The 23,857-nt window shown below is 70.7% G+C and carries 22 protein-coding genes; 17 read left to right on the top strand and 5 right to left on the bottom strand.

All coding sequences use genetic code 11. From position 1 onward, the window contains the following. Positions 1-4 precede the first annotated feature (4 nt). From ACOKM3_RS02430 to ACOKM3_RS02390, 9 genes are all read left to right on the top strand, one after another. A complete protein-coding gene (locus ACOKM3_RS02430; protein WP_426896375.1) occupies positions 5-583 on the top strand; it encodes a HutD/Ves family protein in 579 nt (192 codons plus the stop codon). Positions 584-641: 58 nt separating this feature from the next. After that, positions 642-1,502, top strand: a complete 861-nt coding sequence (locus ACOKM3_RS02425) for an alpha/beta fold hydrolase (protein WP_426906675.1) — start codon at positions 642-644, stop codon at positions 1,500-1,502. A 150-nt stretch (positions 1,503-1,652) separates the two neighbouring features. Next, entirely contained in the window at positions 1,653-2,408 is a 756-nt protein-coding gene (gene hutC / locus ACOKM3_RS02420) for a histidine utilization repressor (protein ID WP_426896373.1), read from the top strand. Positions 2,409-2,723: 315 nt separating this feature from the next. Further along, entirely contained in the window at positions 2,724-4,157 is a 1,434-nt protein-coding gene (locus tag ACOKM3_RS02415; RefSeq protein WP_426896371.1) for an amino acid permease, read from the top strand. A gap of 191 nt (positions 4,158-4,348) precedes the next feature. Further along, the gene (locus tag ACOKM3_RS02410) at positions 4,349-5,299 is read left to right on the top strand and encodes an SDR family NAD(P)-dependent oxidoreductase (RefSeq protein ID WP_426896369.1); all 951 of its coding nucleotides are present in this window, start codon (positions 4,349-4,351) and stop codon (positions 5,297-5,299) included. Between the two features lie 183 nt (positions 5,300-5,482). Further along, positions 5,483-6,592 carry a phosphotransferase gene (locus tag ACOKM3_RS02405; protein WP_426896367.1) on the top strand — a complete coding sequence of 370 codons (1,110 nt, stop codon included), beginning with the start codon at positions 5,483-5,485 and terminating at the stop codon, positions 6,590-6,592. Positions 6,593-6,639: 47 nt separating this feature from the next. After that, the gene (locus ACOKM3_RS02400; RefSeq protein WP_426896365.1) at positions 6,640-7,998 is read left to right on the top strand and encodes an aspartate aminotransferase family protein; all 1,359 of its coding nucleotides are present in this window, start codon (positions 6,640-6,642) and stop codon (positions 7,996-7,998) included. A gap of 77 nt (positions 7,999-8,075) precedes the next feature. Continuing rightward, the gene (locus ACOKM3_RS02395; RefSeq protein WP_426896363.1) at positions 8,076-8,588 is read left to right on the top strand and encodes a MarR family winged helix-turn-helix transcriptional regulator; all 513 of its coding nucleotides are present in this window, start codon (positions 8,076-8,078) and stop codon (positions 8,586-8,588) included. Beyond that, the gene (locus tag ACOKM3_RS02390; protein WP_426896361.1) at positions 8,585-9,835 is read left to right on the top strand and encodes a multidrug effflux MFS transporter; all 1,251 of its coding nucleotides are present in this window, start codon (positions 8,585-8,587) and stop codon (positions 9,833-9,835) included. The genes ACOKM3_RS02395 and ACOKM3_RS02390 overlap by 4 nt, the downstream gene beginning before the upstream one ends. Before the next feature lie 28 nt (positions 9,836-9,863). On the opposite strand, the gene ACOKM3_RS02385 is transcribed toward ACOKM3_RS02390, so the two are convergent. From ACOKM3_RS02385 to ACOKM3_RS02375, 3 genes are all read right to left on the bottom strand, one after another. Further along, positions 9,864-10,547, bottom strand: coding sequence for an HAD family hydrolase (locus ACOKM3_RS02385; protein ID WP_426896359.1), 684 nt, complete (start codon positions 10,545-10,547; stop codon positions 9,864-9,866). A 132-nt stretch (positions 10,548-10,679) separates the two neighbouring features. Beyond that, the gene (locus tag ACOKM3_RS02380; RefSeq protein ID WP_426906674.1) at positions 10,680-12,098 is read right to left on the bottom strand and encodes an FG-GAP-like repeat-containing protein; all 1,419 of its coding nucleotides are present in this window, start codon (positions 12,096-12,098) and stop codon (positions 10,680-10,682) included. A 254-nt stretch (positions 12,099-12,352) separates the two neighbouring features. After that, positions 12,353-12,484 carry a hypothetical protein gene (locus tag ACOKM3_RS02375; protein ID WP_426896357.1) on the bottom strand — a complete coding sequence of 44 codons (132 nt, stop codon included), beginning with the start codon at positions 12,482-12,484 and terminating at the stop codon, positions 12,353-12,355. 129 nt (positions 12,485-12,613) lie between these two features. On the opposite strand from ACOKM3_RS02375, the gene ACOKM3_RS02370 reads away from it, so the two are divergent. The 3 genes from ACOKM3_RS02370 to ACOKM3_RS02360 all read left to right on the top strand — a co-directional run bounded on the left by ACOKM3_RS02370 (position 12,614) and on the right by ACOKM3_RS02360 (position 14,896). Further along, positions 12,614-13,144, top strand: coding sequence for a transglycosylase SLT domain-containing protein (locus tag ACOKM3_RS02370; RefSeq protein ID WP_426896355.1), 531 nt, complete (start codon positions 12,614-12,616; stop codon positions 13,142-13,144). 59 nt (positions 13,145-13,203) lie between these two features. Further along, positions 13,204-14,355, top strand: a complete 1,152-nt coding sequence (locus ACOKM3_RS02365; RefSeq protein ID WP_426896353.1) for an LCP family protein — start codon at positions 13,204-13,206, stop codon at positions 14,353-14,355. A 61-nt stretch (positions 14,356-14,416) separates the two neighbouring features. Next, positions 14,417-14,896, top strand: a complete 480-nt coding sequence (locus ACOKM3_RS02360) for a nuclear transport factor 2 family protein (protein WP_426896351.1) — start codon at positions 14,417-14,419, stop codon at positions 14,894-14,896. 4 nt (positions 14,897-14,900) lie between these two features. On the opposite strand, the gene ACOKM3_RS02355 is transcribed toward ACOKM3_RS02360, so the two are convergent. Then, complete coding sequence (locus ACOKM3_RS02355; protein WP_426896349.1) at positions 14,901-16,379, bottom strand: glycoside hydrolase family 43 protein; 1,479 nt, start codon at positions 16,377-16,379, stop codon at positions 14,901-14,903. Between the two features lie 193 nt (positions 16,380-16,572). Between ACOKM3_RS02355 and ACOKM3_RS02350 the strand changes: the two genes are divergently transcribed. Next, the gene (locus ACOKM3_RS02350) at positions 16,573-17,586 is read left to right on the top strand and encodes a LacI family DNA-binding transcriptional regulator (RefSeq protein ID WP_426896347.1); all 1,014 of its coding nucleotides are present in this window, start codon (positions 16,573-16,575) and stop codon (positions 17,584-17,586) included. A 53-nt stretch (positions 17,587-17,639) separates the two neighbouring features. Here the strand turns inward: ACOKM3_RS02350 and ACOKM3_RS02345 are convergent, their stop codons facing one another. Further along, positions 17,640-18,533, bottom strand: a complete 894-nt coding sequence (locus ACOKM3_RS02345; protein WP_426896345.1) for an SDR family oxidoreductase — start codon at positions 18,531-18,533, stop codon at positions 17,640-17,642. Between the two features lie 88 nt (positions 18,534-18,621). On the opposite strand from ACOKM3_RS02345, the gene ACOKM3_RS02340 reads away from it, so the two are divergent. The 4 genes from ACOKM3_RS02340 to ACOKM3_RS02325 all read left to right on the top strand — a co-directional run bounded on the left by ACOKM3_RS02340 (position 18,622) and on the right by ACOKM3_RS02325 (position 23,834). After that, positions 18,622-19,356 (top strand): TetR/AcrR family transcriptional regulator, encoded by a 735-nt coding sequence (locus ACOKM3_RS02340; RefSeq protein ID WP_426896343.1) that lies wholly within the window; start codon positions 18,622-18,624, stop codon positions 19,354-19,356. A 197-nt stretch (positions 19,357-19,553) separates the two neighbouring features. Further along, entirely contained in the window at positions 19,554-21,608 is a 2,055-nt protein-coding gene (locus tag ACOKM3_RS02335) for a phosphocholine-specific phospholipase C (protein ID WP_426896341.1), read from the top strand. Between the two features lie 132 nt (positions 21,609-21,740). Next, entirely contained in the window at positions 21,741-22,505 is a 765-nt protein-coding gene (locus tag ACOKM3_RS02330) for an alpha/beta fold hydrolase (protein WP_426896339.1), read from the top strand. A gap of 306 nt (positions 22,506-22,811) precedes the next feature. Beyond that, the gene (locus ACOKM3_RS02325) at positions 22,812-23,834 is read left to right on the top strand and encodes a GntP family permease (RefSeq protein WP_426896337.1); all 1,023 of its coding nucleotides are present in this window, start codon (positions 22,812-22,814) and stop codon (positions 23,832-23,834) included. Positions 23,835-23,857: the final 23 nt, after the last annotated feature.

Genomic DNA, 23,857 nt, shown 5'->3' with positions numbered 1-23,857 from the left:
CTTCATGGCACCCCAGATCCTGCGCGCGCACGACCGCACCCCCGCCCCGTGGAAGAACGGCGGCGGTGTCACCACCGAGGTCCTGGCCCACCCCGAGGGTTCCGGCACGGAGGACTTCGCGTGGCGGATCAGCCTCGCCGATGTCGCGGGCAGCGGCCCGTTCTCCGCGTTCGAGGGCGTCGACCGGATCATCACCGTCGTAGAGGGCCCTGGCATGGCGCTCACCGTCGACGGCACGGAGCACGTCGTCGACACCCGCTACGCGCCCTTCGCCTTCTCCGGCGACGCCACCACGGACTGCCGGCTCTTCGGCGGCCCCCTGGTCGACTTCAACGTCATGCTCCGCCGCACCGAGGCGAAGGGCGACGTACGCATCGAACGCGGCCCGACGCGGCTCGAACCGGCTCCCGGCACCCGCGTGTTGGCGCTCGTCCTGGACGGCACCGCGACCCTGCACCGGGACTCCGTCCGCCTCGACCGGCTGGACGCGGTCCTGCTCCAGGACGACGAGGACCCCGCCGACATCGCCGTACACGGCGTGCTGGCGGTCGTGTCCCTCGCTGAGGTCCCCGAGGTCCGCTGAGGGCTTTAGCCTTTGGCGGAGCGTCAGCGGGATCGGTAGGTTCTCCGCGGTGACCTTGATGGAGACGCGGGGCCTCGCGACGATGACCGATGGGGCCCGGCTGAGCTGGACAGTACTGGGGGACAGGACCCGGAATCCGCCCGTCGTCCTGCTGCACGGCGGACCGGGTCTGCCGGACTATCTGGGCGAGGTGGCCGCGATGGCCGGCGACCTCGCGCCCACGTACCGGTACGACCAGCGGGGCACGGGCCGGTCCCCGTGGCAGGGGCGGCATGCGCTCGCCCGGCATGTCGACGACCTCGCCGAGCTGCTCAACACGTGGAACGCGCCCCGGGCCGTGCTGATCGGGCACTCCTACGGCACCGACCTGGCGAGCCGCTTCTGCCTGGCGCACCCCGACCGGGTGGCCGGGATGCTGCTGATGTGCGGGCCGTACGTGGGCGATTGGCGCACCGGGTACCGGGCGGAGCGAGGCCGCCGGATGTCCGTTGCACAGCAGGCGCGGCTCCAGGGATTGGAAAACTCGCCCGACCGCACCGAGGAGCAGGAGGTGGAGCTGCTCACCCTGTCCTGGTTCACCGACCACGCCGATCCCGAACGCGGGTGGGACCGGGCCGCCGAGGACGCCCGGCGGCGTCGCCCCGTCAACTGGGCCATGAACGCCGAACTCGGAGCGGACGGACGCGCGGACCCGCTCGACGCGCGCCTGGACGAGCTGCGCGCATGCCTGCCGACGCGCACGGAACTCCTCGGCGGCGCCGACGATCCCCGCCCCGTCGCGGCCCTCGCCTCACTCGGGCGCCGGCTCGACCTCCCACTGACGCCGATCGAGGGTGCCGGGCACGAACCCTGGCTGGAGCGGCCCGACGCCGTGCGCGCACACCTGCGGCGATTCGTGCGGGGCGCGGTGGACGGATAGCGGGCCGGTCGCTCACGAGAGGACGCGGGTCCCGGCCGCTCACGAGAGGACGCCGGTCCCAGCCGGTCGCGCCCCCGCCGCCCCCATAGGATTCCCTGTAGTGAACAGGAGCCGGTAGCGGGGGAGCGGATGGCGAGGACAGTGGGCGACGTGACGGTGGACCAGGCCGAGCTGGCCCGCTGGTACGAGGAGAGCGGGCGCAGCGCCGTGCCCGCGTACCAGCGCGTCAAGGAGCTCGTCGAGCGCCAGATCAGGGACGGCCACTGGCAGGAGGACGACGCCCTGCCCTCGGAGAGCCAGTTCGTCGACGCGCTCGGGCTGTCCCGGATGACCGTCAACCGCGCGCTGCGCGAGCTCGCCGCGGACGGGCTCATCCGGCGCGTCATGGGCGTCGGCAGCTTCGTCGCCGAGCGCAAGGCCAGCTCCGCGCTCCTGGAGGTCCACAACATCGCCGACGAGGTACGAAGCCGCGGCCACCGCTACTCGGCCCGCGTGCTGTCCCTCGACGAGGAGCAGGCCGACGAGCGGACCGGCGCACACCTCGGCCTCGGCAAGGGGAAGCCGGTCTTCCGCTCACAGGTCGTGCACTACGAGGACGGGGTGCCGCTCCAGCTGGAGGACCGCTACGTCAACCCGGCCTTCGCGCCCGGCTACCTGCAGCAGGACTTCACGCTGCAAACACCGTTCGCGTTCCTGTCGAAGGTCGCGCCGCTCGGCCGTGGCGAGCACATCGTGGAGGCGGTCCTGGCCACACCGGAGGAGGCCGCGATCCTCGACGTGGGCCCGACGGAGCCGTGTCTGCTGATCCAGCGCCGCACCTGGTCGAGGGACGCCCTCGTGAGCATCGCGCGGCTGCTCCACCCGGGCACCCGCTACCGCCTCGAGGGCGCGTTCGCCACGCACTGACGCGGGTCCGCCGCACTGCGGACCTGGTGGGCAGGCGGGGTCGGTACGCCCAGGTCACAAGCTAAAATGACGGCCTGCACCAGGCCCGGTCGGCCGGTGAGGTACAGCAGCACTCCAGGGCGCGTCCCCTTGCGAGGGGCGCGCCCGACGCGTGCCCGGGACTGCTCAAAGCTGTTCGTGCGCCCACTCTCCGGACTACCTCTTGACGCACCTGTATAGACAGGAATATACAGGCTGGCGTTCGCGTCATCGGGGCCCGGACCGCAGGTCCCGCAGCCCGTCCGCCGGCCCCACCCCGAAGAGGGAGACACTCGTTTGCGTACCGAAAAGGCCGGCCTGAGCCGTGGGCTCAACTCGCGGCACATCCGCTTCATCGCGCTCGGCTCCGCCATCGGCACGGGGCTGTTCTACGGCTCCTCCGAGTCCATACAGGCGGGCGGCCCGGCCGTCCTGCTCGCCTATCTGATCGGCGGCGCCGCCGTCTTCCTCGTCCTGCGGTCCCTGGGTGAGATGGCCGTGGCCTCGCCCACCGCCGGCTCCTTCGGCGAGTATGCGAACCGGCACCTCGGACCGCTGGCCGGCTTCCTCACCGGCTGGACGTACGCCTTCGAGATGGTCATCGTGGCCGTCGCCGACGTCACCGCCATCGGCGTCTACATGGGCTTCTGGTTCCCCGATGTGCCCCGCTGGATCTGGGTGCTGGCCGCCGTGGTCATCGTCGGCGCGCTCAACCTCGTCAGCGTCAAGGTCTTCGGTGAGCTGGAGTTCTGGCTCTCCCTCGTGAAGATCGTCGCCATCGTCGCGATGATCCTCGTCGGCATCGCGGTCATCGCCTTCGGCCTCGGCACCGGCCACGTCCACGTCGGCCTGGACAACCTCTGGAGCCACGGAGGCTTCTTCGCGGGCGGCATCGACGGCTTCGTGATCTCCTTCGCCATCGTCATGTTCGCCTTCGGCGGCACCGAGATCATCGGCGTCACGGCGGGCGAGGCGCAGTCCCCGGAGAAGACGATCCCGGGCGCGGTCAACTCCATCCCGCTGCGCATCATCCTGTTCTACGTCCTGACCCTCGCCGTGATCATGTCGATCACCCCCTGGCAGCAGATCGACGACTCCGGCAGCCCGTTCGTGCAGATCTTCGCCGGGGTCGGCCTCAAGTCCGCGGCCGCAGTCCTCAACGTGGTCGTCCTGACCGCCGCCCTGTCGGCCATCAACAGCGACATCTTCGCCGCGGGACGCACGATGTACGGTCTCGCCGAGCGCGGCCACGGACCCGCCGCCATGCGCCGCACCACCGGCAACGGCGTGCCGTGGGTGACCACCCTCGTCATGATCGGCGCCCTGCTCTTCGGCGTCGTGATGAACGCCGTCGTCCCCGGCGAGATCTTCCTGATCATCTCCTCGATCGCCACGTTCGCCACCGTCTTCGTCTGGGTGATGATCATGCTCACCCACATGAAGGCGCGCGGTTCGATGTCGGCCGAGGAGTCCGCGGCCCTGAAGTTCCCGGCCCCGTTCTGGCCCTACGGCCAGATCATCACGCTCGTGTTCATGGTGGCTGTCCTGGTCCTCCTCGGCTTCCACGAGAGCACGCGCGTGGCGCTGGAGGTCGGCGCGGTGTGGCTGGCGCTGCTCACGGTGGTCTACGCCCTGTGGGTGCGCCGTCGGACCGGTACGGGCCCGCAGCCCGCACCGGCCGGGGCGCAGGCCGGTGCGAGCTCGGAGGAGCGGGCCGAGATCGCGGGCTGACCTGACGAGAACTCCTGCGGCCCGGACCGCGACGTCGACCGTGCACCTGCCGTGCAACTGACGTCGCAGTCCGGGCCGCACTGTGTCGTGTGTCGGAAACTTGTCGGCGACATGTCGGTAGGGGCGGCCATTCTGGGCACACGGCTGCTTCCCGTGAGCACGCCGCCCCGGACCGCAAGGAGCCCGACACCGTGTCTTCCGCATCCCAGTACCGACCGTGGGACGTTCACCGGCTGCCCTCCGCCGCGGGCAGCACCTTCCTGGTCACCGGGGGGAACGCCGGGATCGGCTACTTCACCTCGGAGCAGCTCGCCGCCACCGGCGCCCACGTCGTCCTCGGCAGCCGGGACCGCACCAAGGCCGACGCCGCGATGGCCTCGATCCGCTCGCGCGTCCCGGGCGCGCAGGTGAGCCACCTTCCCCTGGACCTCGCCGACCTGACGTCCCTGAAGGCGGCCGTGGGCAGGCTGGAAGTCGACCATCTCGACGCGGTGGTCCACAACGCCGGGGTCGCGCTCGACGACCCGCCCCGGCGGGAGACCGGCGACGGCCACGAGCTCATGTTCGCCACCAACCACCTCGGGCACTTCGCACTGACCCAGTGGCTGGCTCCCCTCCTCTCCGCGGCGCCCGCGGCCCGCGTCGTGACGGTGGGAAGCTTCGCCGCGCGCTCCGAGCGGTTGGACCTCGACGATCTGCAGTCGACCCACGAGTACCGGCCCAAGCGCACCTACGGCCGCTCGAAGCTCGCGCAGATGTATTTCGGCTTCGAACTCGACCGCCGGCTGCGTGCCATCGACAGCACGGTGCTCAGCGTGGTGGCCCACCCCGGCGGAGCGCTGGACTCCCTCACTCCGTCCCGTCCACCGGTGTCCGTGACCACGCCCGGTCAGCGGCTGCGCGCTCTGCCCGCCGCGCTGCTGGTGCAGGGCAAGGAGGCGGGGGCACGACCCGTCGTACGAGCCGTCCTCGACCCGGAGGTACGGGGAGGTCAACTGTGGGGGCCGCGGGTCTTCGGGCTGCGCGGCACACCGCGGCGTGAGCCCGTCCCCGCGCACATGGCCGACGCGGATGTGGCCGCTCGCCTGTGGGCCGCCAGTGGCGAGTTGACCGGCACCGATCCGGACCTCGGCTTCCGGTAGACGCGGAGCCGCGACCAAGGCCTGCCCCAAGACGGTTGCCGGGCTCAGGTTTTGGCGAGGGCATGTCGGCGTATTCCTTCGAGGAGCACAAGGAGTACTTCGAAGAGTACGAGGAGCGCACCAACGTCGAGTACGTCGTTACGGACATCACCGGTGACCGGCGCGCCGGGGGAGGACGGTGGCATGACGGACGCTGTGGCCCGGCAGGTCGAGGGCGTGGGGCCTGGTGTGACGCTCGGCCGACTCGGCCTCGGCAGCGGACGGCTGGCCGCCGCCCACGCGGTCATGGACGAGGCCGAGGCGATCGCCCTGGCCCGCGCGCGATGGTCCCTGGACGCCGTCGTGGCCACCCGGCTGGCGACCGAGAAGGACGACACGTTCCGGCTCGACACCTCAGATGGCGGCCGGTTCGTCGTCAAGGTCTCCCACCCGGACGAGGACGACGACGAAGTCGCCTTCGAGACCGAGCTGATGCGGCACGTGCACGCGTCCGGGTACGGGGTGCCGGTCCCCGAGCTGCTGCCCTCGGCCGACGGCCGGCTGCTCGAAGCAGTCAGGGACGCGGCCGGCCGGCACCGCTTGGCGCGCGTCATGACCTACGCCGTGGGCACACCGCTCGACACGGCCGGGCCGACGTCCGCGCCGGAACGCGAACGCGTGGGGGAGATGCTGGCCCGACTCCGGCACGCCACCGCCGACTTCCGACACCCGGCGGACGACAGGGTGTGCGCCTGGGACGTCCAACACCTCCCGGTGCTGCACCCACTGCTCGACGAAGTCCCGGACGCCGGACAACGCCGAGCACTCGCCCAGGGGTTGGCCCGCTACATGGATGTGGTGGTTCCCCAACTCCCGTCCCTGCGCAGCCAGGTGCTGCACAACGACTTCAGCACGTCCAACCTCCTCGTCGACCACGACGCCGCCGGATTCGTCACCGGTGTCATCGACTTCGGCGACGCCGTGCACACCGCGATCGCGGTGGATGTCGCGACCGCGCTGCTCAACCAACTGCCACGGGACGCCGCGCGGCGACCGGTGCCGGACCTGTTCGCCGAGGCCCGCGACGTGCTGCGCGGATACCTGCGCTCGGCCGACCTCACCGAGGCTGAACTGGCGCTGCTCCCGCACCTCGTCATGGGCCGAGTGGTCGCCCGAGCGCTGATCACCCTGCACCGCGCGTCGCTGATCCCCGGGAACACCGCGTACATCCTGCGCAACACCGAGCCGGGATGGGGCCAGTTGGCGTGGTTTCTCGACCGTACGCCCGACGAGATCTCCTCGACGTTCCTCTGACCGAGCAGCCGGCGGACGACCGGCCCGACGCCACCCCAAGGACGAGCATGAGCACCCCTGAGACCAGGACCAAGGCCCGCGGAAAGATGAACAACGCGTTCGACCCGGACGCGGCGGAGGGGCTGTCCCCGTCCTCACGCCAACTGATCGAACGCCGCGAGAAGTTGCTGGGCCCCGCCTACCGCCTTTTCTACCAGCAGCCGCTGCACATCGTGCGCGGCAAGGGCTGTCGGCTCTGGGACGACGAGGGGAACGAGTACCTCGACGCCTACAACAACGTGGTTTCCGTCGGGCACGCCCACCCGCGCGTCGTCGAGGCCGTGCACCAGCAGATGCAGACGCTGTGCACCCACACCCGCTACCTCCAGGAAGGCGTCCTGGACTACGCCGAGGACCTGCTGGCCACCCTCACCGGGCCGGTCGCGGACGGCCACGCGATGTTCACCTGCACCGGCTCGGAGGCCAACGACCTCGCGCTGCGCATCGCCAAGTACCGCACAGGCAACCAGGGCGTCATCATCACCTCCGAGGCGTACCACGGCAATTCCGACCAGGTGGCGGGGATCTCGCCGGCCATGGGGGAGAACGCCGTCCTGGGCACCTGGGTACGCCGCGTGCCGACCCCGGACTCGTACCGCATCCCTCGGGAAGGCATGGCGGAATGGTTCGCCGACCACGTGCGCGAGCAGATACGCGAACTCGAACGCCACGGAGTGGGCGTGGCCGCCTTCGTGGTCGACTCCCTCTTCAGCTCCGACGGCCTGTACGCGCAGCCGACGGACCTTCTCGGCCCGGCCGTCAAGGCGGTGCAGGAGGCCGGGGGGCTGTTCATCGCCGACGAGGTGCAGTGCGGGTTCGCGCGCTCGGGGGAGCGGATGTGGGGCCATCAGCGCCACGACGTACACCCCGACATCGTCACGATGGGCAAGCCCATGGGCAACGGCTACCCCGTCGCGGGCCTCGCCGTCACCCACGACGCCGTCGCCGAATTCGGCCACGACATGCGGTACTTCAACACCTTCGGCGGCAATACGGTCGCCATCGCCGCCGCCCAGGCAACCCTCGACGTCATCCGTGACGAGAACCTGCTCGACAACTCCCGCAGGGTCGGCGAGGCCCTGCGCGCGGGCCTCGCCGACCTGAGCAAACGCCACCCGGCCATCGGCGACGTCCGCGGGGCGGGCCTGTACGTGGGCGTGGAACTCGTCACCGACCGCGACACCAGAACCCCGGCCCCGGACCTGACCACCGCGGTGGTCAACGGCCTCCGCGAACGCAGGGTCCTGATCTCGGCAACCGGAACGCACGGCAACGTCCTGAAGATCCGCCCGCCACTGATCTTCGACACGAACGACGCGGACCGTCTGCTGAGCGTCCTGGACGAGGTCCTCGGCGCGAGGCGCTGAGTAGGACGCATTGGCTTGGTATTTCTGAGTCCGTTCATGGGCTTCTCTCGTGAAGTGAGAAGCCCTAGCTTTGTTCCATGGCTACGAACGACGAGGACCTGGCCACCGCCGAGCAACTGCGCTGGGGCGTCTCACGCCTAGCGTCCCGCCTACGGGCGGAACACCTGGGAAGCGCCGAACCCCTGACCCGGCTGTCGGCTTCGGTGCTGGCGAACCTCAAGCACCGTGGCCCGCTGGCGATCAGTGAGCTGGCGTCCATCGAGGGGGTCCAGGCGCAGTCGTTGACCCGCGTGGTGCAGGAGCTGGAGCGGCAGGGGCGAGTGGCGCGCAGCCGGAGCGCCGTCGACAAGCGGCGCCAGGACATCATGGTCACCGAGGAGGGCGTGGAGGCCCTGCGGGAGCATGTCCGTGACGGCAACGCCTGGTTGGCCTCCGCCCTGGCGCGAAGCCTTTCGCCGGCCGAGCGCGGACTGTTGCGACTGGCCGGCGAGCTGATGGAGCAACTGGCTCTCGTCGACGTCGAGGTGGGCGGTGGAGACCGATCCGCCGAGGGGGCACGGCCCTCGGGCGCAAAGGGGCGGCCGCGGTGATCGCCGGCCGGGTGCGAGTGAGCCGGCGGAAGGCCGGGGCGGGGGCCGGTGACGGTTCACGGAAGCTGCTCCTGGCGGTGCTGGCCGGGCTGGGGGCGGCCAGTCCGCTGGCAACGGACATGTATGTCCCCGGACTGCCGGACATGGCACGGTCGTTGGACACGAGCAGCGCCGGGACGCAGGTGACACTCACCGCGTTCCTGCTCGGCGTGATCGTCGGGCAGCTCGTCCTGGGACCGCTGAGCGACATGGTGGGGCGCAGGCCCGTTCTGCTGCTGGGCACCTCGGTGTTCGCCCTGTTCGGGGTGGGGTGTGCGCTCGCGCCGACGATCGAAGCGATGACGGCGCTCCGTTTCGGGCAGGGCGTCTCGGGGGCCGCGGGCCTGGTGGTGGGTCGGGCCGTCGTCGTCGACCTGTTCCACGGGGTCGAACTCGCCCGCGTGTACGGGACGCTGGCGGGGGCCGGTGCGCTGGGTCCTGTGCTCGCTCCGGTGCTGGGCGGGGCACTGTTGGCGGTGGCGCCGTGGCGGTACGTGTTCGTGGCGCTCGCGTTCGCCGGTGCCGTCCTGGTGGTGGGTCTCGCGCGCGGTGTACCCGAGTCCCTGCCGCCGCAGCGGCGCATCGGGGGTGGGGCCGGCGGGGCGCTGCGCGCGACCGCGCGCCTCGTGGCGCGCCCCGCCGTGCTGACACCCGTGCTGACCATGGGCTGTATGGGCGCGGCGGTCTTCGCCTACGTGGCAGGGGCCACGTTCGTGCTGCACGACCTGCTGCGGCTTTCGCCCGCGGTGAGCAGCATCGTCTACGGGGTGAACGCGCTCGGGAACCTGGGGGCGTCGCTGCTGTACGGGCGACTGGCCCGTCGATTCCGCCCGGAATCGTTGATGGTGGCGGGCGCGGTAGTCGGCTTGGCGGGTCAGGTCGTACTGCTGTTGCTCGCCGGAACGGTGGGCGTCGGCCTGTGGCCGATCTGGCTGTGCCTGCTGGTGTCGGTGGCGTCCTTCGGATTCCTTTTCCCCGCGCTGACCACGGTGGGGCAGAGCCGAGGGCGGGAGGCGCCGGGCGCGATGTCGGCGCTTCTCGGTGCGGCGCAGTTCGCGTTCGGTGCCGCGGCTTCGCCGCTGGTCGGCTTGTTCGGCACGCGGAGTGCCGCCCCCATGGCACTGGTGATGGGCGCCTTTTTGGCACTGACGACCGTCGGTGCGGTGTTGTGTCGTTGGCAGGGTGGCGCGGTGTCGGCCGGCGAGTGACCAGCAGTTGAGCCGTGTGCGTGTGCCGTCAGAAGAATTGCAGGAGTTCGGTCAGGGAGGTGATGGAGGGAACGTCCGGGTCGGCGGGCGTGTCACGGCACAGCGCACGTCCTGCGTAGCCGAGTTCGATGGCCGCGGCGACCAGGTCCGGATCGTCGTCCACGAACAGGCACTGCGCAGGCGCGAGTTCCAGTGCGGCGCTGGCGTGGTGGTACATGCGGGGGTCCGGTTTGTTGCAGCCGAGGACTGCGGAGATCGCGTACGCCTCGAAGAACCGGTCGATCCCGAGTCCGGCGTGGAGGTCGGGCAACCCGGGCCAGGCGTCCGAGACCACGGCCATCCGCACGCCTCGCCGCCTCAGCTCCTCCAGGGTCTCCTCGACGTCCGGGTACGTCTCCAGGAACACGGACGGAGGCACTTCGCGACGCAAGTCGGCCAGGAGCCGCGAGGTCGGCTCCACGCCGAGGTGGTGGAGCATCAGACGGTGGTAGTCGTCGTAGTCGGGCGTCGATGAGGAGGCGGCGAAGAAGCGGTCGCCCGCGGCGATGGCCGCGGTGAACTGCTCCGGCGTGATCGAGGGGGCGTGGGCCAGGACGGTCTGCTCGAAGTCCGCTCGCGGATTCCAGCGGCCACCGATCGGCCGCATGAGCACACCGCCGGAGTCGAGGAGAACGGCCTGGAGCGTATCGGGCGATGCTGGTGGCGTCGTCACCCGCCCAGTCTGGTGAGCGGGTGACTGCTGGTCCACCGTTTTGAGCGCCACACCGTGCCGGATGCAGAAGGACTCGAGGGGCTTGGGCGGCCGTGCGCCCGGTGCGTAATTCCCCCCGGAGCCCTCGTGGCGTCAGTGGCGCGTCGTCGCGCCCAAAGCCGAGCCGAAGCGGGCCTTGACCGTCGGGTGGTCCAGGTCCTGCGGGGTGAAGAGGATCGAACCCGTGCCGGTCGGGCCGTCCGCGGAGCCGGGGATGACGCTGACCGCGCCCGTACCGAGGTACTTGCCGGGGGCGCCGACGGTGAGGTCGGCCGTGCCGTCCGCGTCGTAGTCGCCTGCGGCCACCGCAGAGCCGAAGAGGTCGTTGCCCTCGCTGGAGCCGACCACGCCGGGCGTGGCCAGGGTGATGGTGTGCGCGCCCTGCGCGTCCAGGCCGGAATCGGCACCCGGCACGACCGTCACCGCCCCCGCGTTGTTGAACCCGTCCGGGTCGGTGGCGGTGGTGTCGGCCGTGACGAGGTCGGCGTGGCCGTCGCCGTCGAGGTCGGCGAGGACGCCGGCCCGGCCGGGCTGCGCCTCACCCTCGTAGGCGACACCCGCGCCCATCCCCGAAGCGGTGCCCGGGAACATGCGCATGAGGAAGTCGTCCGGGCCGTCCGAGAAGCCGGTGTCCACGACGATGTCGTCCTTGCCGTCACCCGTGACGTCACCGGCGACGATGCTGTAGCCCGCGAACGGTAGACCGGTCTTGCCCAGAGTCGTGCCGGTGAGGCCCCTGGCAGAGCCGCCCAGGACGCCGAGGGTGCCCTCGTCCGCCGCGTCGTCCACGTAGGCGACGGTGGCGAGGTCGGTGTAGCCGTCGCCGTTGACGTCGGCCGCCGCGATCTGGCCGGTCCCCGCGCCGCCGCCGGGCGGGGTGAGGGCCTTGATGGCCGGCTTCGGGGTGTCGCGGAGATGGGCGGCCCCCTTCACCACGTGCACCTTCGTCCCGGCCGCGACCGCGATGTCGGCGCGGCCGTCGTGGTCGAAGTCGCCGACGGCCAGCTTGTCGCCGAAGGCCTGGCGGGCCGTCGGGGTCGGGGCGTGGAAGGCGATCGCGTCCGCGCTCAGCCCGCCCTTCGCGCCGAAGACGACGGTGACCGAACCCGCTCCCTTGACGGAGCCGATCGCCTCCCCGCCGGCTCCGATGACCAGGTCCGCGTACCCGTCGCCGTCCACGTCCCCGACGGCCGTCGCCGAACCGAACCGGTCGCCCGCCTCCGGGGTGCCGGGGATGCCCGCGGTGCGCTGGGTGATGCCCTTGTGGCGGGTGGTGCGCACGCCCTGTGCGGTGCCGTACGCCACCGAGACGTAGCCAGCCTTCGCGAACCCGGCGATCGTCCCCTCCGGCGCCCCGACCGCGAGGTCCCCGAAGCCGTCGCCGTCGAAGTCACCCGCGGGGGAGACCTCGGCCCGGGGCTCGGCCTGCGCCTGCGCGGGCCCCACCAGCAGCACGCCTCCCGTCACCGCCAGCGCCGTCGCGCACGCCGCGAGCATCCGTTGCCGTCTCATGCCGTTCACACACACTCCCGTTTGTCCTGTGGCCGAGCTGCCGGTGCGCGGGGATTTCCGTAGGGATCCCCGGGCGGATTCCCTGGGGAATCCGGCGCATCGACATCACAGCAGACCTCTGGGGCAGGTGACCGGTTGCCCACGCCGGGGTGGAGGAGATGTGAACGGCCGGGAATCGCCCTTCCGGTGAAGCCGGTCAAACCCCTCGCGGACCCCTCCGGCTGTGAGCCCACCCATATGAGCCACGGCACATGCTAGGCGCGGTAGTAGCCGCGGCCGACCGGGAGAGTCGCGCCCCGCGTCCCGTCCGGAGCCTGTCCGAAGTGCCCGATCCGCCAGTTCTGCGTACCCGGGTAGTACGTCACATCTTTGCGTCCCGCCGTCACGCGCCGCTAACCCTGACTGAGTTCCGAGCAGCCGGGACCAGCCGGAAGCGTCCGGAAAGCACCGGCGCCGGCCATCCGCACACGACGCACTCCGTGCCGTCCCCGTAGAACCGTTGGAGAGCCACCCTCATGCAGTTTGTCCAGACGCCGGTGAACGCCGACCGCACCGCCCGTACGCGCAAGATCTCCGTCTCCGGCATCGCCGCGGCCGGCGCGATCGCCGCGGCCCTCACCCTGGTCCCCACGCAGGCGCACGCCGCCGAGCACACCGGCACGGCTGCCGCCAAGACCGCCTCGACCGCCACGACCACGAAGACCGCGGCGTCGGCCAAGACCTACTCGAACAACCTCGACGGCTGGATCCGTGAGTCCCTCGACATCATGAAGTCCAAGGGCATCCCCGGCACGTACGAGGGCCTGCACCGCAACATCATGCGCGAGTCCTCCGGCAACCCGAACGCCGAGAACGGCTGGGACGTCAACGCCCAGAACGGCACCCCGTCCAAGGGCCTGCTCCAGGTCATCCAGCCCACCTTCGACACGTACCACGTCGCCGGCACGGCGAACGACCTGACGGACCCGGTCGCCAACATCACCGCGGCCGCCAACTACGCCGCCGACCGCTACGGCTCCATCGACAACGTCGACTCGGCGTACTGAGCCACTGGCCGGCCAGCACCGAGCAGCAGTACGCAGCACTGAGCAGTTAGGAAGCCCCCATGCCGCACGAGAGCGGGAACGAGCACCAGGCGCACCCGGCCGATGAGCCCGCGGCGCCCGCGGTGCCCGCCTACGGCCCCGCCCGGTTGCGCCGCTCCAAGCACCGCAAGCGCAAGCGCGCCCTGCGCTGGATCGCGGGCGGCGCGCTGGGCCTGACCCTGGTCGGTGGCGGCGGTGTGGCCTACGCCTGGCAGCACCTCAACGGCAACATCAAGGGCACGGACGTGGACGCCGCCCTCGGCTCCGACCGGCCCGACGAACAGCGCGACGGCGCGATGAACATCCTCCTGCTCGGCTCCGACTCCCGGGCGGGAACCCACGGCGAGTACGGCAGCGGCGTCATGGGCGCCCGCGCGGACACGGCGATGGTGCTGCACGTCGACAAGACCCACAAGAAGGCTTCGGTCGTCAGCATCCCGCGCGACACCGAGGTCGACCGCCCCACCTGCAAGACCTCGCACGGCGACGTCCAGGCAGAGCACAAGGCCGTGTTCAACTCCTCGTACGCGCTGGGCGGGCCCGCCTGCACCGTGAAGACGGTCGAGAAGATGTCGGGCGTCCGCATGGACCACTACCTCGAAGTCGACTTCAAGGGCTTCCAGAAGATGATCGACGAGCTCGGCGGCGTCGACATCACCACCCGCAACGCCATCCACGACAGCAACAGCGGCCTCTCCCTCGACTCCGGAAAGCACCGCCTGAAGGGCAAGGACGCACTCGCGCTCGTCCGCACCCGGCACGGCGTGGGCGACGGCAGCGACCTCGGCCGCATCCAGCTCCAGCAGGCGTTCATCAAGGCCCTGATCCACCGCGCCGACACGGTCGACCCGCTCGGCAGCCCGAGCAAGTCCTACGCCCTCGCGGACACGGCGACCAAGAGCATCAGCGCGGACTCCGAGCTGGCGTCCGCCGACAAACTCCTCGGCCTCGCCAAGGAGTTGAAGGGCATCAGCCCCGACCGCACCACGATGGTCACCCTGCCGGTCACCTACGACGCGCAGGACGCGGGTCGGGTCCTCCCCCTGGAAAAGGCCTCGCACACCGTGTGGAAGGCCCTGCGCCACGACCAGCCGGTCCCGAAGAAGGCGACGCAGGGGTCGGTAGGGGACAGGACCGATTCACCTGTGGTGTCGTCGGGCGCGGGCGTCTGACGGCCGAACCGTCCGGGGGTCTCCTTGACCTCAAGCGCGCTTGAGGCAGGAGGCTCCCGTCATGGACACCGAAGAGATGCAGCGACAGGTGCGGGTTCTGACCGACCGCGCCGAGATCACCGACCTGCTGGACCGATATCTGCGGTCCCTGGACGACGGGGTTTTCGACGAGGAGTGGGCGCGTGCGTTCCACACCGAGGACGTCACCGCCGAGATGCCCATCGGCACCGTCCATGGCCGCGATGCCTTGCTGGCCCGTATCCGGGGAGGCATGGCGCTGTTCGACCGGACGGTGCACCTGGGCACCAACGCCGTCATCGAGGTCGACGGTGACCGGGCCACGGCCCGTGGTGCCCAGTTGAGCACCCACGTGCTGGCCGACGGCTCGGGCAGCGTCTTCATCTCCGCCGGTCATGCCGACACCGGACTCGTCAGGACGGCCGACGGCTGGCGGATCTCCGCGTCGACGCTGCGGGTGGTGTGGACGCAAGGACCGCCTCCGCGGCTGCCGGACGACATCGCCGCCGATCGGGCCGTGTAGGACCTCAGTCCGTGTAGACCTCCGCCCGGTCCACGCTCACGAACGAGCCCGAGGAGGACGCGCTCTTGTCGCCCGTCACCCGGACCCGCACCGTGTGCGGGCCGTTCGTGAGGCGTGGGCTGAGGTACTGGAGGGTCTCGCCGGTGCGGATCGCGCCGTAGAAGTCGACGCGCTTCTCGGGCCCGCCGTCGACGCTGATCGCGGCGATGCCGTTCCCCGTGTCCTTGACCGACAGCAGGGCGATCCGGGTGCCGGTGAAGGAGTACGTCGCGGTGTTGCCCGCCTTGTCGCTCCAGTGGTCGTCGCCCCAGAAGCACTGCGCCGCGCAGCCCGTACCGGAGTTCCATGTCCCGGTGTACTTGAGGGAGCCGGATCCGCTGGAGCGGCCGTCGTCGTTGATCCAGTGGTTGCCCGATCCGGGGTCGCCGGAGGGCAGGTTCTGGGTGGCGCCCATGGCGAGCGGCGTGCCGAGGTTCGGGCTGCCGTCGGCGTTCCAACCGATCTTCTGGGCGCGGGTCGTGCGGTTGCTGTAGGTGTTCGTCGACGTGGTCTTGGCGTGGTAGATCAGCCAGTCCTCCTTGCCGTCGGGGGACTTGAAGAAGGCGTGGTGGCCGGGCCCGAACACGCCGCGGTCGTCGGCGCGCTCGAACACCGGCCCGTCGTGCTGCTTCCAGTTGCCGGGCACGAGCGGGTCGGCGCCGTCCGCAAGGGACATCATCCACACCTGGTAGTCGGGCTTGCCCGTGTCGCAGGTCGAATACGTCATCCACGTACGGCCGTTGCGGTTCAGGAACTCCGGGCCCTCGCGGACCTCGGGGCAGCCGCCGGCCCCGTCGATGGCGACCGCGTCGCCCGAGACCGTGTACGGGCTCGACATCGGCGCGATGTTGAGGCCGTTGTGCTGGTACGGGTTGATGCCGCTGTACGCGAGGTAGAGCTTGCCGTTGTGCTGGAGGATGCCCGGGTCGATCGCGAAGTCGTCGGCATGGTTGGGCGGAGTGAGCTTCGCCTTGAAGTGGTACGGGCCGGTGGGGTCGTCGCCCTGCGACTCCAGGACGTAGAGGCGGTGGTGCTCGTCCGTGCCGTCGTCGGCCGTGTAGTACATGTACCAGTGCCCGCCGGAGCGGTAGAACTCCGGCGCCCAGATGTGCTGGTTGCGCGAGGTGTCGCTGTCCGTCCACACCGTCTTGGGGTCCGCGTCGAGCAGCGTGGCCAGAGAGGGCGAGCTCCACATCTTGATGCTGTCGCCCTGGGTGGTCGTGAGGTGGTAGGCCCCGTTCGCGTAGGAAAGGAACGGGTCCGGGCCGGTGTTGAGCGGGTTGCGGAAGGTGCTCGATGCGGCCGCGGCCGATGCCGACTTCTGCGCGGAGGCCGGGGCGGGCTTCTCCTCGGGGGCCTGCGTCGCACTGACCAGGCCCGCGAACAGGGCGATCAACGCGGCGGCCAGACCGGCGACCAGAGCGGCACGGTGTCGTGCGCGCATGAGCTTCTCCTTACATCGATGTAAGTCCCAGGGCTTCAGGACGGTAGGGAAGGGGCAGAGGCGTGTCAACGCGGCGGCTGGGACGGCGAGTCGGCCGGCAATGGCGAATCGGCCAACGGGTGCGTCCGGGTGGATACGCTCACCCGCGGCGGACGGAGCGGACGGGGTGAGAGGAGAGGAAGGGACGAGCGGCGTGGCGGGCAGGCCAAGGATCAAGGACGTGGCGGAGTACGCGGGCGTCTCGCCCAAGACCGTCTCCAACGTGATCAACGACTTCGAGCATGTGTCGGACCGGACCCGCGAGGCCGTCAAGGAGGCGATCGACGCGCTCGGCTACCGGGTCAACATCGCGGGCCGACAGCTCCGCCAGGGCCGCACCGGCATGATCACCCTGGCCGTGCCCGAGCTCGACGTGGCGTACTTCGCCGAACTGGCCGGGCTCGTGATGGCCGAGGCGGACCGGCGCGGCCGGACCGTGCTGCTGCACCGGACGAACGGCGTGCGCGAGCGTGAACTGGCCGCGCTGCACGGCTTCGACGCCCAGTTCACCGACGGTGTCATCCTCAGCCCGCTCGCGCTGCACCCGCGTGACCTGGCCACCCGCGACCGGGGCCTTCCCGTGGTCCTGCTCGGGGAGCGGCCCGCCGAGGGCGGCACGGACCATGTCGCCATCGACAACGTGGCGGCGGCGCGCGAGGCCACCGCACACCTGCTGTCGCGGGGCCGGCGTCGTATCGCTGTGGTCGGCGGCAGCGTGCGCGGCCGGCAGGGCACGGACCGGCTGCGCACCGACGGCTACCGCGAGGCGCTGAAGGAGGCCGGGGTCCCCTTCGACGGCGACCTCGTGTTCCCGGTGGACGCCTTCCAGTGGCGGGACGGCGCGCGGGCCGCGAACGCCCTCCTCGACACGGATCCGCGCCCCGACGCCCTGCTCTGCCTCAACGACCACCTCGCTCTGGGCGCGCTACGGGCCCTGCACGAGCGGCGGGTGGACGTCCCGGAGAGCCTCGACGTGGTGGGCTTCGACGATATCGAGGCCTCGCGCTTCAGCGTGCCGAGCCTGACGACGGTGGCACCGGACAAGCAGGAGATCGCCCGGGCCGCTGTGACGCTCCTGCTCGACCGCATCGACGATCCGGGCGGGGCCCCGCCACGGGATCACGTCGTCGGGCATGAGCTCATCGTGCGGGAGAGCAGCGGGGGTTGACGGGGGAGCGGTGGGGTTGAGACGGGAGAGCGCCGTGGGTTGAGCCCCTCACGTCATCGCGCTGGAATCTGCTCGACCTCCCCAACCCCCTCGGTCCAGGAGTCCTCCAGCAGGGCCCGGAAGCCGGCGGGTTCACGGCCGATCAATTCGCCGAGCGTCGGGTCGACGGCGCTGAACTCGCCATGGCGCGCGGCCGCGAAGATGCTCAGCATCAGCTCGGCCACCGGGGCGGGCACACCATGCGCCACGGCCTGCTCGCGGAAGGTGTCGTCGGGGACGACGGTGCGGGTGAAGGGCCGCCGGGCGGCCTTGGCCGCGAGCTCGGCAACGGCGTCGAAGTCGAGCGCCGCAGGACCGGTGAGCGGCGGGGTGGGCCCCTCGAAGCGGCCCTCGTCGGTGAGGATCGCGGCGGTGGCCTCGGCGAGGTCGTCGTGGCCGGTCCAGGCGACCGGGCCGTCCGCCGGCAGCGCTATGTCGCCGCTGTGGCGGGAGGGCTCCAGGAACTGCAGGGCGCTGGCAGCGTAGAAGCCGTTGCGCAGCGCGGTCCAGGGCAGGCCGGTGGCGCGCAGCAGGTCCTCGGTCCGCGCGTGGTCGCGGCACGGCTGGAAGTGCGAGTCGTGGGCGGCGCCCATCTGGCTGGTGTAGAGGATGCGGCCGACGCCGGCCTTCACGGCGGCGTCGATGGCGGTGCGGTGGCCCGCGACGCACTCCTCGCCGCTGCGGTCGAGGGAGACGAGGAGCAGTTGCTCGGCGTCTTCGAAGGCGTGGACGAGAGAGGCGGGGTCGTCGAAGCTGCCCTGCCGCACGCGGACTCCGCGGTCGGCGAGGTCCTGGGCCTTGTGGGGGTCGCGGACGCTGACGCCGACCCGTTCGGCGGGAACGCGCTCCAACAGGCGTTCGACGACGCGACGGCCGAGCTTTCCGGTGGCTCCGGTCACGATGATCACGGGGTTCTCCTACCGTGTTTCCAGTGGAATCACGACAACGGTAACACTGAAACTAACAGTGGAATCAATATCTCGCTATCATCGATACATGACTACCCGTGACACCGCAGACAGCCCCCGCAGCCGCATCGTCGAAGCGGCCGTCGAGCTGCTGGAGAGCGGGGGACCGGACGCGGTCAGCACCCGCGCGGTCGCCGCCGCGGCCGGACTTCAGCCGCCGGCGATCTACCGGCTCTTCGGCGACAAGGACGGGCTCCTGGAGGCGGTCGCCGAGCACGGCTACGCGCAGTTCCTGGAGAGCAAGCGCGCCCAGCTGGACCCCGCGCCGGAGGATCCGGTGGAGGAGCTGCGCCGGGGCTGGGACATGGTGGTGGAGTTCGGTGTCTCGCGCCCCGAGCTCTTCGCGGTGATGAACCGGGCCACCGGCCGGGAGGCGGACGTGGCGCACCATGCGGGTCTGGAGATCCTGCACGGCCGGGTGCGCCGGCTCGCGGCGTCCGGGTGGTTGCGGGTCGACGAGGAGTTGGCGGCGCAGATCATCCAGGCCACCGGTCAGGGCGCCGTCATCACCTGGCAGGCCACCCCGGCGGAGCGCCGCGACCCGGCGCTGCTGACCGTGCTCCGCGAGTCGATGATCGCCGCCGTCACCCGGGCCGAACCCGCCTTCTCCGCCGCGGAGTCCGGCCCCGCCCCGGCGGCCCGGGCGCTGCGCGCCGCGCTGCCCGACAAGGTGGACGTCCTCAGCGAGGCCGAGCAGGGCCTGCTGCGGGAGTGGCTGACCCGCTTGGCGGCGGACGGGCGGGTAACAGAGGTCGGCCAGTGATGGGCGTGTGATCGCCTGGTGCAGTCTCTTGATCATGTGTGTCGATTCGCGTAAGAACGAGTTCGACTTGCTGTCTCCGAACTGTCGGTCGGCGGTGACGTAATGAGTGCTGTGCTGCCCGTGCTCCTTGCACAACAGCCTCTGGACACAACAGCTCTGACGCGTCACCACTGAAGAAACAGGAGAACCCCCCACACATGACCGAACTCAACCGGCGTCGCTTCCTGCAGATCGCCGGAGCCACCGCCGCTCTCACGGCGCTCAACGGCTCCATCGACCGCGCCGCCGCAATCCCCGCCGCCCGCCGCAGCGGCACCGTCCAGGACGTCGAGCACATCGTGGTGCTCATGCAGGAGAACCGGTCCTTCGACCACTACTTCGGCACCCTGAAGGGCGTCCGCGGGTTCGGTGACCCGCGCCCGGTCACCCTGCCGAGCGGCAAGCCGGTCTGGCACCAGTCCAGCGGCGGCAAGGAGACCCTGCCGTACCACCCGGACGCGGACGACCTCGGCATGCAGTTCATCGCCGGGCTCGACCACGACTGGGCCGGTGGCCACAGCGCCTTCGCAGGCGGCAAGTACGACAACTGGATCGCCGCCAAGAGCACCGGCACGATGGCGTACCTGACCCGGGACGACATCCCCTTCCACCACGCCCTCGCCGACCGGTTCACGGTCTGCGACGACTACCACTGCTCGTTCATGGGCGCGACCGACCCCAACCGCTACTACATGCTGAGCGGATATGTCGGCAACGACGGCACGGGCGGTGGCCCCGTCCTCGGCAACGAGGAGGCGGGCTACGGCTGGACGACGTACGCCGAGCGCCTGGAGAAGGCCGGTGTCTCCTGGAAGGTCTACCAGGACATCGGCGACGGCCTCGACGCCGACGGTGGCTGGGGCTGGATAGACGACGCCTACCGGGGCAACTACGGGGACAACTCGCTCCTCTACTTCAACAACTTCCGCAACGCCAAGCCCGGCGACCCGCTCTACGAGAAGGCGCGCACCGGTACGAACGCCAAGGCGGGGGACGGCTACTTCGACCTCCTCAAGGCCGACGTGAAGGCCGGCAAACTGCCGCAGATCTCCTGGATCGCCGCTCCCGAGGCGTTCTGCGAGCACCCCAACTGGCCCGCGAACTACGGCGCCTGGTACATCTCCCAGGTCATCGACGCCCTCACCTCGAACCCCGACGTGTGGAGCAAGACCGCCCTGTTCGTCACCTACGACGAGAACGACGGCTACTTCGACCACGTCGTGCCGCCGTACCCGCCGGCGTCCGCGGACCAGGGCCTGTCCACCGTCGACACCGGACCCGACTACTACCCCGGTGGAACGCGTGCCGCCGGGCCCTACGGTCTTGGCCAGCGCGTGCCGATGATCGTCGTGTCGCCCTGGTCCACGGGCGGTTACGTGTGCTCGGAGACCTTCGACCACACGTCGATCCTGCGGTTCATGGAGCGGCGGTTCGGGGTGAAGGAGACCAACATCTCGCCCTGGCGCCGCGCCATCTGCGGGGACCTCACCTCGGCCTTCGACTTCTCCATGAAGGTGACCGACCCGGCCGAGCTGCCCGACACCTCCGGCTACACCCCGCCGGACCGCGACCGCCACCCCAGCTACGTACCGAAGCCGCCCGCACAGGGCGCGTTGCCCCGCCAGGAGGCCGGCTCGCGCCCCAGCCGTCCGCTCGCCTACGCCCCGTACGTCGACGGCGCGGCCGACGTCGCGACCGGCAAGTACCGGCTCACCTTCAGCGGCGGCGACCAGGCCGGCGCCGCCTTCCAAGTGCGCTCGCTCAGCCGCGGCGACGGCCCCTGGACGTACACGGCAGAGGCCGGGAAGTCGATCGCGGACAGCTGGAACTCGACCTACTCCGAGGGCCGTTACGACCTCACCGCGCACGGCCCGAACGGCTTCCTGCGCGCCTTCCAGGGGGACAACAAGACCGCGGGTCCCGAGGTGACCGCGCGCCACGACGCGGGCACGGGCAACCTCGGCCTCACCCTCACGAACCCGACGTCCGCGGCCGTCCGACTCACCGTCACCAACGCGTACGGCGGCGCCGTGCAGACGTACACCGTGCCCGCGGGCGGCACGGTCCGGCAGGCCGTCGACCTGAAGAACACCCGGCGCTGGTACGACCTGACGGTGCGCGCCGAGGGTGTCACCGGCTGGCTGCGCCGCCTGGCCGGTCACGTGGAGAACGGGACACCGGCGGTGAGCGACCCGGGTATCGCGACCGTCTGAGCGGTGGACGGCGGTGGCCGGCGGCCGACCGGGGCGACAACACACCCTTGTCCGGCCGGTCTGATCTTCGTAGGGTCGGCTGGTCGGCACCGCCGTCCCTGTGCGGTCCGCTGTCCAACGATGGAGCAGAACATGATCCCCTCTCAGCAGGCCACGGGTTCGGACGGGTCGAGCGCCGTGAGGCGGGTCAAGGCCCGGGAGGTGATCGCGCTCCCGGGCACCTTCTGCTCACCGCTGATCTTCGAACGTCTGCCCCCGCTGCTCGACGAGCACATCGAGATGCACGCCCTGTCGTGGATGACCGACGCGCCCTCGCACCGCATCGAGGAGGTCGCGGAGTGGGTCGCCGGATCGATCGGCCACGCCGGGCAGGAGCCCGTCCTGCTCGTCGGACACTCCACCGGCGGTGCCATCGCGCTGCAACTCGCCCTGACCCGGCCCGATCTGGTCGGCGCACTGATGCTGATCAACACAGGCCCGAACATGCGTCACCACGGTGATGTCACGTCCCTGATCGACTCGATGCGGAGGGACGGGACCGCGGACGTCGTGCGGGCGGTCATGGACCGCTCGTTCCACCGGGTCCCGCCGGCCGAGGTGCGCGAGCGCCTGCTCGAATACGGACACGCCGTCCCGGTCCAAGCGGCGCTCGACGCGCTGAGCAGCCAGCACGCCACCGACTTCGCCCCGCGGCTGGCGCAGTTGCGGATGCCGGTGTCGGTCGTCCACGGACGCTTCGACGCCGTACGCACCGTCGCCGACGCGGAGGCGATGACCGCGGCCGTGCCCGGCGCCCGCTTGTCCGTCCTGGACGCCGGCCACAGCCCGATGTACGAGGCACCGGAGCAAGTGGCGGAGGCGCTAGGTGACTTGCTCGAACGCCATAAGGTCACCTGATACCCCCATCGCGGATTGCTGCCTTCCGCCGCCCTGAGCACCGTGTTTCCCTCACATGTACTCACGACGTGGTGAGAGGAACCCCGTGACAGCTCTGCATACCGCGATAGCCATCCTCGTGGTCGTCCTACTGATTCTGGTGCCGAAAGTGGAACCGGTGATCGCCCTGGTCATCGGCTCGCTCTATCTCGGCATCGCGACCGGCCTCGGCTTCGAGGGCACCATCGACACGACCGGCTCCTCGACCCGGGCAAGCTTCCCTACGCGCTCGCCGGAGCCCTCAGCGCCGTCTTCCCGTCGATCTACGTGGACGTCCAACTCGTCCTCGCCGCCCCGCTGGCCAAGTCGGCCGCGCCGAGCATGGGGCGCTACGGCCTGCCCATGATGGGCGGCGCACTGAGCGCGGGCATCCTGGTCGGCTACGTGTTCGTGGTGCCCGGCCTCGGCACCCTCGCGGTCGCCGGACTGCTGCATGTGCCGCTCGGCACGATGCTGGGGTACGGCTTCGTCCTCGGCCCGCTCGCGGCGCTGATGACGACGTTCCTCTACGGCCGGCTGCTGCGCCGCGGCTTTTGGAACGCGGACACCGACGAGGTGCCCGACAGCGAGGGCGCGCGGGATGAACCGACCGACACCGCGAGCGTGGACGAACACCCCGGCGCCCGCCGCCCGTTGCCGCCGCTGTACCACTCGCTGCTGCCGATCGTCGTCCCGCTGCTGCTCATCGCCGCCGGTGCCATCGCCGACGCCGCGGGCGTGGAGTCCGATCTGCTCGCCTTTCTCGGCAACCCTGCGTTCGCCCTGTTCGCAGGGCTGGTCGGCGCGTACGCCCTGGCGAAGCGGGTGCTCAGCAACGAGCGGGTGGACCAGGCGGTGACCGAGGGCTTCCACAGCACCGGGCAGATCCTGCTCGTCACCGGCGTGGGCGGATCGCTCGGCGCCGTCATCGGCAAGACCGGCCTCGACAAGGTGCTTTCCGGGATCTTCTCGGCAGACGCGGGCATGTCCACCGTGGTGACGATCCTGCTGGTGTGGCTGGTCGCCGCGCTGCTGCACCTGGCCATCGGCTCCATCGGCGTCGCTGCCATCGCGGCGGCCGGGATCATCGCCCCGATCATGGGCGACCTCGCCGTGCCACCCGCGGTGCTCGCGCTGGCGATCGGTTCGGGCTCGCTCTTCGCCCTCCAGGTCAACAGCAACTTCTTCTGGATGTTCCAACCGCTCCTCGGAGTGACCACGCGGGGCGCGCTCAAGGCACTCACCCTCGTGACCGCGAGGGCGTCGGTCGTGTCGCTGGTGCTGGTCATCGCCGTGAGCCTCGTCGTCTGAGACCGCCCCGCCTCCGCCCGGCA

It is taken from the genome of Streptomyces nidicola (assembly GCF_050106155.1).
Lineage (GTDB): Bacteria > Actinomycetota > Actinomycetes > Streptomycetales > Streptomycetaceae > Streptomyces.
Note: the sequence above shows the minus strand (reverse complement) of the source record. Positions and strands in the feature narration are given on the sequence as shown.